The 13,920-nt window shown below is 49.7% G+C and carries 10 protein-coding genes; 1 reads left to right on the top strand and 9 read right to left on the bottom strand.

Going from position 1 to position 13,920, the window contains the following annotated elements:
• Positions 1 to 195: 195 nt before the first annotated feature.
• From I6E49_RS01505 to I6E49_RS01465, 9 genes are all read right to left on the bottom strand, one after another.
• Positions 196 to 1,923, bottom strand: coding sequence for a RagB/SusD family nutrient uptake outer membrane protein (locus I6E49_RS01505; RefSeq protein ID WP_235400068.1), 1,728 nt, complete (start codon positions 1,921 to 1,923; stop codon positions 196 to 198).
• Positions 1,924 to 1,942: 19 nt separating this feature from the next.
• Positions 1,943 to 4,963 (bottom strand): SusC/RagA family TonB-linked outer membrane protein, encoded by a 3,021-nt coding sequence (locus I6E49_RS01500; RefSeq protein WP_441006953.1) that lies wholly within the window; start codon positions 4,961 to 4,963, stop codon positions 1,943 to 1,945.
• Between the two features lie 259 nt (positions 4,964 to 5,222).
• The gene (locus tag I6E49_RS01495; protein WP_235393536.1) at positions 5,223 to 5,912 is read right to left on the bottom strand and encodes a queuosine precursor transporter; all 690 of its coding nucleotides are present in this window, start codon (positions 5,910 to 5,912) and stop codon (positions 5,223 to 5,225) included.
• A 197-nt stretch (positions 5,913 to 6,109) separates the two neighbouring features.
• Positions 6,110 to 6,841: an HAD family hydrolase gene (locus I6E49_RS01490; RefSeq protein WP_235400066.1), complete on the bottom strand. Its 732-nt coding sequence runs from the start codon at positions 6,839 to 6,841 to the stop codon at positions 6,110 to 6,112.
• Between the two features lie 175 nt (positions 6,842 to 7,016).
• Positions 7,017 to 8,375: a glucose-6-phosphate isomerase gene (locus I6E49_RS01485; RefSeq protein ID WP_235400065.1), complete on the bottom strand. Its 1,359-nt coding sequence runs from the start codon at positions 8,373 to 8,375 to the stop codon at positions 7,017 to 7,019.
• Positions 8,376 to 8,526: 151 nt separating this feature from the next.
• Positions 8,527 to 8,748 (bottom strand): hypothetical protein, encoded by a 222-nt coding sequence (locus I6E49_RS01480; RefSeq protein ID WP_235400064.1) that lies wholly within the window; start codon positions 8,746 to 8,748, stop codon positions 8,527 to 8,529.
• Positions 8,749 to 8,770: 22 nt separating this feature from the next.
• On the bottom strand, positions 8,771 to 9,766 hold the full coding sequence (locus I6E49_RS01475) for an NAD(P)H-dependent glycerol-3-phosphate dehydrogenase (protein WP_235400063.1): 996 nt from the start codon (positions 9,764 to 9,766) through the stop codon (positions 8,771 to 8,773).
• A 190-nt stretch (positions 9,767 to 9,956) separates the two neighbouring features.
• On the bottom strand, positions 9,957 to 11,687 hold the full coding sequence (gene lysS, locus I6E49_RS01470; protein ID WP_235400062.1) for a lysine--tRNA ligase: 1,731 nt from the start codon (positions 11,685 to 11,687) through the stop codon (positions 9,957 to 9,959).
• A gap of 181 nt (positions 11,688 to 11,868) precedes the next feature.
• A complete protein-coding gene (locus I6E49_RS01465) occupies positions 11,869 to 12,840 on the bottom strand; it encodes an AMP-binding protein (protein ID WP_235400061.1) in 972 nt (323 codons plus the stop codon).
• Between the two features lie 111 nt (positions 12,841 to 12,951).
• On the opposite strand from I6E49_RS01465, the gene gluQRS reads away from it, so the two are divergent.
• Entirely contained in the window at positions 12,952 to 13,884 is a 933-nt protein-coding gene (gene gluQRS / locus I6E49_RS01460; RefSeq protein ID WP_235400060.1) for a tRNA glutamyl-Q(34) synthetase GluQRS, read from the top strand.
• The last annotated feature ends 36 nt before the right edge of the window (positions 13,885 to 13,920 follow it).

Raw genomic sequence — 13,920 nt, 5'->3', positions numbered from 1 at the left:
TTGTCAATTTACCTCAAAAATGAATACGTCTTCGTTTGCCGATGAATACGTCTTCGTTTGCCAATGAATACGTATTACTTTTTTTGTTCAAGTATATACAAAAAAAGGCTGAAACCTCGTGAGAAGTTTCAGCCTTGATTTATGTTGTTTTTTGTCGTTTCAGCAAACAACTTTTGTTTCCATTACGTGTTTGCTTTACTGCATGATTACGCCACTGTCGTCAGTTGGATTCTGAGTGAGTGTGCCCGGATAAGCGTTGATAGCGTTCTGTGGGATGTAGTATGTCACACGGTAGTCAGAAGCCTTAACCACCTCATGCTGGTTGTGAGGACCTGGATAGTCGCGTGTCAAAGCATGACCGTTGCGGAATACGTCGTAGCTGCGCTCTGCTTGATAAGCCAACTCAAGCTGGCGCTCCTTGTCAATTAGGGTGAATGCATTTTCAGCGTTCAGTGTGCCTTCTGGATATTCGCCGCCCACGATGGCACGTCCGCGAATCTTGTTGAGGTCTTTCTCGGCATCGGCATAGTTGCCAAGCTTGGCAAGAGCCTCAGCACGGTTGAGATAGATCTCGCCCAAACGGCTGATGACAGGAGAGTGGAGTTGAGAGTCCTCGCCCTCGCGCGAGCACTTCACGATGTAGAACTGTGGATACTCACGGTTTACTGTGATGTAGTTGTCGAGCATACCCTGATAGGTCTTGCCACCGTAGTTGATGGTATAGTACTGTGCTGTAGCGTCAACCACAGTAAGGTCGTATGACGTGCCTTCTTTGTCAACACAAGTAATCTTGTTGCCAGTGTGCTTTGTGTCAAACTGAGCATAATGCTTGTTGTTGTCGCTTCCTACATATATGAAACGGAATACCTCTTTGTTGTCGGCAGTGTAAGTAGGCTCGATGAAGTTGGCTCGAGCGTCTACAATCTTCTTAGATGCAGGACGCCAATCGTTACGTCCGGTCTCATTGAGCAGGTCGATATACTTCTGGCTGGCGTACATCTCGCCCCAGCCCATACCGCCGATGTTAGAGTACATACCGCCGATACCATAGTAGTGGTCCCATCCAGAGAACTCTGAAGCTACACGCTTAACAACGAAGATAGACTCCTTGTTGTCCTCAGGACGCAGAGTGTTGTAAAGCATGAAGTCCTCACGTGGAAGCAATTCGTAGTCGGAGTTGCCTATAACCTTATCAGAATATTCCTTAGCAAGCTGAGCATACTCACGGTTAGGATTCTCATATGTACCGCTCATATAGAGGTAAACGCGTGAGAGCATAGCCTGTGCGGCAGCCTTAGAAGCGTAAGCCGGACCACGGTTTACAGAGAGCAGCTGCTCTGCCTTCTTAAGGTCGTCAATAGCCTGCTTGTAAGTGTTCTCTACAGTAGCACGGTCGCTGAGCTGAAGGTCTAGAATGTTGTCGGGTGTACCGTTTACGAGAGGCACACCGAGGTTTTTAGATGGAGCCTGGTAGTATGGACGGCCGTAGGCACGGCAGAGGTAGAAGTACATCATACCACGTACATAGTAGCACTCGCCGAGAGCGTTGTCTACTTCTGCTCCTTGACCTTCAGACACCATCTGTATAATGTTTGAAGCCTGTGCAATGGCCTTGTAGCCAGAGTCCCAGAAGCTCTGCAGACGATAGTTGTTAGGTGTACGCGAGTAGCTGATGAATTCGAAGAAGGCATCGGTTGACGAGCCACGAATCACCATGTTGTCGCCAGCGTATTCACCGCAACGGTGCATTGGGTCCGACCACGACTTGAGCTGCGCGTACATACCGTTGAGCAATGCGTCGAGATTGCCTGCCGGGTCGTTCTTTATCTGTTCGTCCGACATGTTGTAGGTCGGAAAACGCTCTATGTCGCACGAACCGAATAATGTCGCTCCGAGCATGAGAGCCAATATACTTTTTTTCATTTTCATTGTAGTCTGGTTTTTAGAAAGTTAAGTTAACACCGAACATAAACTTGCGTACGGCTGGGTATACTGATACACCGCCAGTGCTTGTAACGCTGAGCACGCCCTTGTCGTTGCTGTCGGCAGGAAGCTCAGGATCAACACCCGAGTAGTCGGTGATGCAGAAGAGGTTTTCGCCTGATACAGAGAGGCGCAGTGTCTGGATGCCATACTTCTTGAGATTGAAGTTGTAGCCCAGTGTCAGCGAGCGAAGCTTCAGATAGTCTGAGCTTTCGAGATAACGTGAAGAGGCGAGGTTGCCCTTGTCCTGGTTGTTGTACATTGCGCGCGGATGGGTAGCCTTGTCGCCAGGCTTCTGCCAGCGTGACCAACCTTTCTGTAGTTTCATCTGGTTGCGGTCGCCTGCGTATGCACCGTCCGAGTCGTACTCCTGACGGAAGTAGCTATAGATCTGTCCACCGAGCGAGTAGCCGAAGTTGGCTTGAAGATCGAAGTTCTTATAGAATACCGATGTGCTGAAGCTGCCGTAAACGTCGGGCGACGACTTGCCACACTTGTAGTAAGAAGCCTTAGAGTAGCTGTCGGTAACCACCTTGTTGCCGTCGGCATCGTTAGTGTACCACTGTGGCTTTCCGTCTTCAGGATTAACACCAGCCCATTCCTTCATGTAATATGTATCTACTGGCTCGCCAATCTCAAGAATGCGCTGTGCTGTACCAGCAATGGTTGTACCGTCGCTGACAATCACTGGCTTAACAACATAGTTGCCATTGGCATCGCGCTGCTTGTAGAGGTCGCGCAGTTCGTTGCTGTTGTGTGAGATGTTAGCTGTAACGTTCCATGTGAGGTCCTTTGTGCGGATGATGTCGCCACCGATGGTAAGCTCAACACCTGTGTTGCGCATCTTGCCGATGTTCTTCCAGATAGATGTCACACCTACAAGACCAGTTACAGGCACCTGATAGAGAATGTTGCTTGTGTTCTTAACGTAGAAGTCGAGAGTGGCTGTAAGGCGATTCTGGAAGAAAGCAGCATCTACGCCGACACCCGTTGTGAATGTCTTCTCCCATGTGAGGTCCTTGTTGCCAATCTGCGAGATGAGTGCGCCCGACTGTTCGTTGTATGAAGCGCCTACAGAGTAGAGCGAATACGACGGATAGAGTGATGTGGGCACGTTACCTACCGAACCAAATGATGCACGCAGCTTGAGCATGTCTACCCATTGAGCCTTAAACCAGCTCTCGTTGTTCATGTTCCATGCACCACTGAATGAGAAGAAGTTTCCGTAGCGGTTGTTCGAACCGAAGTTAGAGCGACCATCACGACGCAGAGAAACCTCACCGAAGTAGCGGTTGTCGTAGTTGTAGCGCCACTGTGTGAAGTACGACTGCTTAGCCCATGCCTGACGATAGCCGTTGGCCTTTTCGGGCTTTGATGTTGTTGTGAAGTCCTCAAAACCTGAAAGAAAACCAGTAGCGTAAACGTCGGTAAACTTCATTTCCCAGTCGTTGAATTCGTAAGCCAACAGACCGTTTACGTTGTGCTTGCCCCATGACTTCTGGAAGCGCAGCAACTGGTTGGTATAGCGACGTGTTGTGTTGTAGTTATATTCTGTGATACGTCCGTCAACACCTTCGCCACCTACCGACTTCGGGTCGGTATAGCCATGCGACTGGCTGTTGTAGTAGCTGTAGTTGTTTACAGATGAGAATGTGAGCCATGGCATAATCTTTATGTCAAAGTCGAATCCACCTGCAAGGTCGTATGAGCAGCTTGAGCCGTAGTTGCCTTTCGAGAGGTCATAGAGATAGTTTGAACCCTTAGAGTTAACCCATCCCTCGTATTGGTTTGGTACAGGATTACCATTCTCATCAAACGGATTATCCCATGGCAACATAGAGTACATAGCGCCTACACTGTACTGACGGTCGGTATCTGTAGTACGCGATCCGCTGAGGTTAGGCTTGATGGTAAGCCACTCGTAAGGCTTGTATACCACCTTGATACGTGTGCTGTAGCGGCTGAGGTCGTAGCCCTTCACAGCACCTTCTTCCTTGAAGTAGCCCATGGTGAACATCGACTGCATCTTCTCGTTACCGCCATTAAGAGTCACGTTATAGTCTTGAGTAGAACCAGTCTTCTTGGCAAGTTTGAACCAGTCGAAGTTAGAGTTGCGCAAGTCTTCGTTCCAGCGTGGGAAGTTCACAGCCTCTACATTCTGGAACGACTTGTAGTAGTCGTAGAACTCGGCACCGTCCATCATCTCCATATTGCCACGGCTGAGTGTGCTTGCACCTGCCTTGGCAGAAAGTGTGATGGCCATCTTCTCGTGACGAGCCTGCTTTGTGGTGACAACAACAACACCGTTGGCACCCTCCGAACCGTAGATAGCGGTAGAGGCAGCGTCCTTGAGTACTGTCATTGATTCGATATCGTCAGGGTTGAGGTCGCCGGCAGAGTTGCCCACGATTACACCGTCAACAACCCACAATGGAGCTGTTGCACCGTTGATAGAAGTCTGACCACGGATTACGATAGCACCTGTTGAACCAGGACGTCCTGAACCCGGTGCTACATATACGCCCGAAACCTTACCGTTGAGCATATTCTCAACTGTAGCAGAAGTAACGTCTTTCAGTTTATCGGCCTTGATATTTGCCATAGCACCGGTGAGGCTCTCCTTCTTCTGTGTGCCGTAGCCCACAACTACGATTTCTTCCAGCGACTCTGAGTCTTCATGGATTTCAATCTTCATGCCGTTGCGAGCCTCAAACTCCTCGTTCTTGTAGCCTACATACGACACCTGTAGTTGAGCTCCTTCGGGAGCGTTCAGTTCGAAGTTGCCGTCAATGTCGGTGATTGTGGCGAGTTTTGTGCCCTTCACCTTGACGCTGGCACCGATGATTGGCTCACCGGTCTTACTGTCGACAATAGTTCCTTTGATTTTGCTGGTATGCTGCTCAATGCGCAAACTTTCCTGTGTAGCAGAATTGTCAGCGTATGCTGCATTTGCCGCCAACAGTGAGGCGCAAACAAGCATACCTACTTTTAGATTCTTTGGCATACTTTGGTTGTTTTGATTAGTTTATGATAGAAATAATTTAATGTCAATAAATCGTTTGATGGTATAATTTTCGTTTGCAAAAATATACATAATATTTCTTTTACCCCCCCATAAACGTTAATTAACACTAATGAGAATAAAAAACTCATCCGACATTCTGGGAATACAACGCAATGGTTTGAATTACCCGGAATGTCGGATGAGTTATATATAGTATTGTGAGATGAAACGTCTGCTACAGGCTGAACACTTTCCAGATGCTGTAGTTGATGCCGTTGTCGTATGCATCTTCGCCCTCATGACGCTTTGCAGCCTTAACCACACGAATGGTTACGGGCAATACCAGTATCTCGTACAGAGTCTTCAGTATCACTTGCGAGATGATTAGTATGGGCAGTTCTTTCAATGGCACCACGCCACCAAGCGCCAGTGGGAAGAAGATGATGGAGTCGGCTGCCTCACCGTAGACCGTACTCATGATGGCACGTGCGGAGAAGTTGCGTCCGCCCGACTGTATCTTCATGCGGCTCATGACGTATGCGTTGACAAACGAACCAACGAGGAAAGCCAGGAAAGACGCCATGGCTATGCGTGGAGCCAGTCCGAATATGGCGTGAAAGCCCTCGTCGTTGTGCCAGTAAGGGGCTGCGGGCAGAGCGTCGCACAGCGCACCGAACGCCACAAAGATGAAGTTCATGGCGAAGCCGAGCCATATAAGCAGGCGTGCCTTGCCGTATCCCCACACTTCGCATACGCAGTCGTTGATGATGTAAGAGATTGGGAACACAATCAGTCCGCCGGTTATACTGAACAGTCCCATTGAAAGTTGCTTTGTCTCGAGCACGTTTGCCGTAATCAGACAAACGCAAAAGAGCACGCTGAAAAGCATAAACAGCACGCTCACCTGTTTCTTGTTTGTTTGCATTTCTTGTTTTTTAAGAGGTTTGACAAGCACTCTATATAGTGGTCGTGCCATATTTAATAGGTACGACCTTAGAATTTTCGGGGTGCAAAGTTACTAAAAATATTGTATATCATCCTTGTTGTATGGATAAAAAATTAACATTTTGCACTCGCAAAATGTTAATTTAGAGGGTGTTATTAGCAAAATGATGTTGTGTATCAGTCGATGTTTTGTAATAGTTCGTCCCATATGCTGCACAGTTCTGTCATCTGTTGCAATACTATGTTGGCGCCATTGTCTGCGAGGGCAGAGTCGGGTAGGGGTCCGCTATTAATACCGATGGTGAAGCAGTTGGCTGCCGAACCGGCACGCACGCCCAATGGTGCATTCTCAACTACGATGCCTTGCCACGGATTGTTGTTGCCTGTCTTGCGCAGTCCCATTAGGTATGGGTCGGGATTTGGTTTGCCGCGCTCTACGTCGTAGGCCGTAACGATGTGGTCTTCGGTAAGAAATCCGTCGAAGTCGTTGAGCAGACGCTTGATGAGCGGACGCTGACCGCTACCCGTCACTACACCTATAGTCATTCCTGCCGACTTTATCTTTTGCATGATGTCGATAACTCCGGGGAATATCTCAGCTATTGGCATATGATGGAATATCTCCGTCTTCACGTCGTACATGCGCTGGGCTTCTTCGCTCGAAATCTCTTTGCCTTGCTGTTCGAGCACATATTTGCGAATGGTGTCAACTCCACGAGCTCCCTCTGTAGCGTATGAGTCGTCGGCAGTGAAATGAATGCCAAACTGCTTCATTGCTTCGTGCCATGCCACAGCGTGGTTGGGCATAGAGTTGTAGAGCACGCCGTCCATGTCGAACAGCACGCAGCGGGGCGAAAACTGGCTATAGCCGTGCGACTGTTTGTAGTGTTGGATTGCTTCTTTAATCATATATTAAATGGTTATGTTCTTTTGTTTTTGCCTTATTTCCTATGCTGAATAAGGGCAGGGTAGGGATTTTTACCTAAAAGCTATCGGATTTTTACCTTTTCACTTTTCCCTTTTCACTAAAAAAAACGGACTGCTACATTCTTCACAGTCCGTTTTTCATTATAGATTATAGTGCTTATTTCTCGTCAGCAAGACGCTCCTGAATAGCCTTGCTCTCAGCCTCATAGCCAGGCTTGTTGAGCAGAGCGAACATGTTCTTCTTGTATGCCTCAACACCAGGCTGGTTGAACGGGTTAACGCTGAGGATGTTGCCGCTGATGCCGCAAGCAATCTCAAAGAAGTAGATGATCTGTCCGAGGTAGTACTCGTTGAGCTGCGGTACAGAGAGACGGATGTTAGGTACGCCGCCATCGACGTGAGCCAGACGTGTGCCAAGCTCTGCCATCTTGTTAACCTCGTCTACACGCTTGCCCTCAAGGAAGTTGAGTCCGTCGAGATTCTCTTCGTCGTGCGGGAAGAATAAGGTGTGCTCAGGAGTCTCGATGCTGATTACTGTCTCGAAGATAGTGCGCTCGCCTTCCTGAATCCACTGACCCATAGAGTGGAGATCGGTAGTGAAGTCGCAAGAAGCAGGGAAGATACCCTTGCCGTCCTTACCCTCTGACTCACCGTAGAGCTGCTTCCACCACTCGCTCATGTAGTGGAGTTTGGGCTGATAGTTGACAAGAATCTCAATCTTCTTGCCTGATTCTGCATAGAGAGCGTTGCGTACAGCAGCGTAGATAGCAGCAGGATTCTGGTCGAACGGAACGTCCTTGCCAGTAGCCTTCTCCATATCGGCAGCACCACCAACGAGAGCCTTGATGTCGAATCCGGCAACAGCGATAGGCAGCAAACCAACCGGTGTGAGCACAGAGAAGCGACCGCCTACGTTGTCAGGAATGACGAATGTCTTGTAGCCTTCCTTAGTTGCGGCAGCACGTGCAGCACCCTTATGAGCGTCGGTGATTGCAACGATAACATCCTTAGCCTCTTCCTTACCGCGCTGGTCTTCGCACTGCTTCTTGAGAAGACGGAAAGCGAGAGCAGTCTCAGTAGTTGTACCTGACTTAGAGATGTTGATAACACCGAACTTCTTGTCCTTGAGATATGAAGTGAGCTCAGCGAGATAATCCTCGCCGATATTGTTACCAGCGAAAACGACTGTAGGATTCTTCTTGTCGCCTACGAGCCAAGCGAATGAGTTGCTCAATGCCTCGATAACGGCACGAGCACCAAGGTAGCTACCGCCAATGCCTGCAACTACAACAACCTCGCATTTCTCGCGAAGAGTGTTGGCAACGCTCTGGAGTTCGGCAATGAATTCAGGTGTGATTGAAGTCGGAAGGTGGAGCCATCCGAGGAAGTCGTTGCCAGGGCAGGTGCCGTTTTCCAATGCCTGCTGGGCGGCTATAACTTGGGGTTCATAAGCTTTGACTGCGCCCTCAGAGAGGAATTGGGCAGCCTTTGTAATGTCTAAGCTGATACTTTTCATTTTGTTGTATATTTACTATTTATAATTTGAATTTCCTGTATATTAGAGGTTTTTCAGCCATTCCTCACCTTTCTTGGTGTAGGTCCAAGCCAGGAATCCACCAACAATTATTATGCCTAAAGTGAAAATAAGAGCTAATCCTTCCATATTATCAATACTTTAAAATTCGGTTTGCACAAAATGCAGTAATATATGTGAATATAATTCCTGCAAAAACAACGTATACGGTATATGGCTTGAAGTCTCCAGTATACAGTGGAGACATTCCTCCAAGTACCATAGCTGTAAATATTAGTTTAGACAAATCATAGAAATAGCCCGCAAGTTTTTCCTTGCGTGTTTTCATTTTGTCTTTTTCGTCTCTCTGTCCCATAGATTCAAATTGTTACTATTCGTTATCTGAACGAGTCGGTGAGCAATTTTATTTCTATCTGTGGGCTGATGCGCTCGTACAATATATTATATACGGCATCGAGGATTGGCATATTCACATGGTAGTGTCGGTTTTTCTCCTTCATACACTTGGTTCCGAAGAAGCCCTCGGCTATCATTTCCATTTCTATCTGTGCGCTCTTCACGCTGTAGCCTTTGCCTATCATTGTTCCGAAGGTGCGGTTGCGCGAGAACTTTGAGTATCCGGTCACGAGCAAGTCGCCCAGATAAACCGAGTCATATACGCTGCGTTCAATTGGATTTATGGCTGTAAGGAATCGCGACATTTCCTGAACGGCGTTCGATATGAGCACCGCCTGGAAGTTGTCACCATATTTCAGTCCGCTGCAAATGCCTGATGCGATGGCATATACGTTCTTGAGCACCGATGAGTATTCGATGCCGATAACGTCGGACGAGGTCTTTGTCTTGATAAACTCAGAATCGAGCACTTCGCAGAAGGCCTGCGCCTTCTCCTGGTCGGCGCATCCCACGGTGAGGTACGACAATCGTTCGAGTGCCACCTCCTCTGCATGCGACGGTCCGCCGATGCAAGCGAGATTCTCGTCGGGCACATCGTACACTTCGTGGAAGAATTCGGAGCATGCAATGTTGTCGTCGGGCACGAGTCCCTTGATGGCTGTGACGATGAATTTGTCGCGCAGTCGGGTCTTGAGTTTCTTGAGATGGTTCTTCAGATATGGCGACGGCACCACGAATACAAGCGTGTCGTAAGCCTCAACGATGCGGTTTATGTCGCTCGAGAAGAATATCTCGTCTGTGTTGAAGTGTACACTCGTGAGATAATTCGGGTTGTGGCTGATGCGCTTGAACTCCTCTATGCTGTCGTCACGGCGTATATACCAACCTATGTGATGGGTATGACCTATCACAATCTTGGCTATTGCAGTAGCCCAGCTACCGCCGCCAATAATAGCTATTTTTCCACAATTGTACACGCTCTTTAGTGATTAATGATTAATGTTTAATGTTTAATGTTTCTTTGCTTGTGTTCTTTTGTTTATGTTTAATGTCCATTGGGTTGTAATAACCATTTGTACGGATTGACAATACGTATTGCCAATCCCATACTTTTGGTTTGGAGCAAATCACCAGCTTCGCTCATAATTAAACATTAAACATTAATAATTAAACATTGCTTTTGTCAATCCAAGCTTGGATATCGTCCAAGCTTGGGCGTTCGTAGCCTAGCTTGTACTTCTTATTGATTTCTCCAATCTTCTGCTGCAAGCCCTGTGCCTTCTGTTCGCGGATGTCTGAGATGAGGTTGAAGCCTGCTTTGCGCAGAACGTAAGCCCAGTCCTCGGGAACGCCAATCTCTGCCCACTCCTTGATGGTACTCTGTGGCATCTTCTTTTCGGGCTTCATCTGCGGGAAGAAGAGTACTTCCTGGATGAATGTCTTGCCGGTCATGAGCATCACGAGGCGGTCGATACCGATGCCGATGCCCGATGTAGGAGGCATACCATACTGAAGGGCGCGCAGGAAGTCCTGGTCGATGATCATAGCCTCGTCGTCGCCTTTGTCGGCGAGCTTCATCTGGTCGATGAAGCGCTCCTCCTGGTCGATCGGGTCGTTAAGCTCAGAGTAGGCGTTGGCAAGCTCCTTGCCGTTCACCATAAGCTCGAAACGCTCTGTCAAGCCCGGCTTTGAGCGGTGCATCTTTGTCAGAGGCGACATCTCAACGGGGTAGTCGGTGATGAAAGTAGGCTGTATGAAGGTGCCCTCACAGAACTCGCCGAAGAGTTCGTCGATGAGTTTGCCCTTGCCCATTGTCTCGTCTACGTCCATGCCCTTCTCCAGACAGAATGCGCGGATTTCCTCTTCGGTCTTGCCGTTGCAGTCGAATCCGGTCTTCTCCTTGATAGCGTCGAGGATAGGCAGACGACGATAAGGTGCCTTGAATGATATGATGTTGCCGTCAATTTCGCGCTCTGGCTTGCCGTTTACGGCTATACAGATGGTCTCAAGAAGCTTCTCTGTGAACGACATCATCCAGTTGTAGTCCTTGTACTGTACGTACAGCTCCATGCAGGTGAACTCCGGGTTGTGGTTGCGGTCCATACCCTCGTTGCGGAAGTTCTTGCCGATTTCGTACACACCCTCAAAACCACCTACAATCAGACGCTTCAGATAAAGCTCGGTAGCGATACGCATGTACATATCCTGGTCGAGAGCGTTGAAGTGGGTGATGAACGGGCGAGCCGAAGCACCGCCTGCGATTGACTGCAGTGTCGGAGTCTCAACCTCGGTGTATCCAGCCTCGTCGAGCACCTTGCGCAGTGTGCGCACTACGGTGGCACGCTGGAGGAATGTGTCCTTAACACCGTCGTTTACGATAAGGTCAACATAGCGCTGACGGAAACGCAGCTCGGGGTCGTCGAACTTGTCGTAAGCCACTCCGTCCTTATACTTTACGATAGGCAGCGGCTTCAAGCTCTTCGAGAGCAGGGTGAGCGACTGTGCGTGTACTGATATTTCGCCGGTCTGTGTACGGAACACGTAGCCCTTGATACCGATGAAGTCGCCTATGTCCATCAAACGCTTGAACACTGTAGTGTACAGAGTCTTGTCCTCGTCGGGGCAGATATCGTCGCGTGTGATGTACACCTGAATGCGGCCCTTTGAGTCCTGAAGCTCCACGAAGCTTGCCTTACCCATTACACGACGGCTCATCATACGTCCGGCAATGACTACCTCGCGCTTTTCGTCCTCGTCCTTGAATTCGTTCTTGATATCCTCTGAGTAGGCGTTGGTTGGGAACTCGGCTGCTGGATATGGGTCGATGCCCAAGTTGCGCAGTTCCTGCAGGCTCTGTCTTCTTACAATCTCTTGTTCACTAAGTTCTAAAACGTTCATATTCGTATTATATCTATTTTTTTGTTTTTTTCTTTTATTTGGTTGGCCATACACACGCATTCGTCAGCACCTTATATATAATAAGGTGTAATGTCGGGCATGTATTGTGGTACAATACACGTGCAAATTTACTAAATAATTCTGAAAGGGTGCTCGTTTTTTGCATTTTATAATAGGATAATTAGCGTGTTTGGGCTATTTCCATAGCCTTGGCACGTGCTGGCTTGCCCGTTTCGGTGGTTGGAATGCTGTCTACGGCTATGAAATCGTGCGGTTGCTCGTACTTGTTGAGCCTTTCCTTGCAGATTGTTTCGAGTGCGTCGAGGTTGTCGGTTTGGGCTATCATCACCACCGTCTCGCCGAATTTCGGGTCGGCGCGTTTGGTGATGAGAAACGGCACATTGACGTATGGCCGCAGCTTGGCTTCCATCTCTTCTATCTGCAGTTTTATGCCACCGCTGCAAATCACGTTGTCCTTGCGTCCGCGTATTCTGAAGCGTCGTCCGTCGGAAGCTATTTCGGCAATGTCGTTGGTGGTCAGCGGCTGTGCGCATACGGCTGGAGCGTCTATCACCAGACATCCCTCGGCATTGGTCGTCACACTTACTCCGTCGAAAGGCTCATACCACTGGCTGGCTTGCGCACCGCTCAGGCGTCGCAGGGCGATGTGCGACAGCGTCTCGGTCATGCCGTATGTGCTCCACACGGCGCCCGGATGAAGCCGCAGTTGGGCTGCCATGTCGTCGCTTATGGCTCCGCCTCCAATGATGAGATGCCTGATTTGCCACAGCTTCTGGCGTTCGCCGTCGTCCTGCATGCTGTTGAACACCTGCATAGGCACCATGGCTGCGAATACGGGCGGCGTGTCAATCTGCGCAAGCGGATGACCGCAGGGCGGAATGTCTATCAGTCGTAATCCCCAAACGATGGCGCGTACCACCATCATCTTGCCCGCAATATAGTCGAGCGGCATGCATAGCAGAGCCGTATCGCCCCGCTTGAGACCGAGAAACTGGCACGTGATGCGAGCCGAAGCTTCCATACGGCGTTTCTCTACGAGCATTGGTTTTGGCTTACCGGTCGATCCGCTTGTGTGTACGAGCAGCGTCGGCGAGGTCGATTGCCATTGGTTGATGAATTCTTCGAGTGTCATTATTGTTGAATTATTGCCACTGTAGGGTCTCTGTTAGCGGAAAATGCAGTAATTTTGCACTCCGTGTCAGACCCTGATATGGCACATACATTATTTAAACAGATTTGTCGGATGATTGAAAATACTGATTATACAGAAGCTTTGCAGCCGAAGGTGAAGGGCCGTTTCGCTCCGTCGCCAACGGGACGCATGCACCTGGGCAACGTGTTCAGCGCTCTGCTGTCGTGGCTTTCGGCTAAGTCGCAGGGCGGCACATGGCTGTTGCGCATAGAGGATATCGACCCTCAGCGCTCGCACCGCGAGTATGCCGAACTGATAATGGACGACCTTCACTGGCTCGGACTCGACTGGGACGAGGGTCCATACTGGCAGAGTGAGCGTGGCGCGATATACGAGCGCTGTCTCCAGCAGCTGCGCGAGCGCGGGCTGACCTATCCTTGCTATTGCACACGAGCCGACATCATGGCCACGCAGGCACCGCACGAGAGCGACGGTAGGGTAGTGTACAAGGGCACATGCCGCAATCTGCCGCCTGGTGTTCATTCCGGTCCGGCTGCCATTCGCATGAAGGTACCCGACGAAGGCGAGGGCTTGGTAACGTTCAGCGACGGACATTACGGCACGCACACCGTCGACCTCACCACACAATGCGGCGACTTCATCGTGCGCCGCAAGGACGGAGCGTGGGCTTATCAGCTTGCAGTCGTAGTGGACGATGCGCTGATGGGCATCAACGAGGTTGTGCGTGGACGCGACCTTCTGCTCTCGTCGCCACAGCAGATATATCTGGCTCGGCAGCTGGGATTTGTTCCTCCGCGATTCGTCCATCTGCCTTTGCTGTGCAACAGTGCCGGCCAGCGCCTGTCAAAGCGCGACCGCAGTATGGACATGGAGTCGCTGCGTGCGCATTACAGTGCGCGGCAGATTATCGGAATGCTTGCCCATGCAGCCGGACTCCAGCCTGACGACAGCCCCGTTGAGGCTAAAGACCTTGTCGGAGACTTCGCGTGGAGCCGTGTGCCTACTGCCGATTTGCAGATGTAAGAGTCCGCTTGCAAAGGTAATCAGAAACGGCAAGAT

The organism is Leyella stercorea (genome assembly GCF_021531655.1).
The sequence above is the reverse complement of the archived record's forward strand: the minus strand, read 5'-3'. Positions and strand labels throughout refer to the sequence as shown.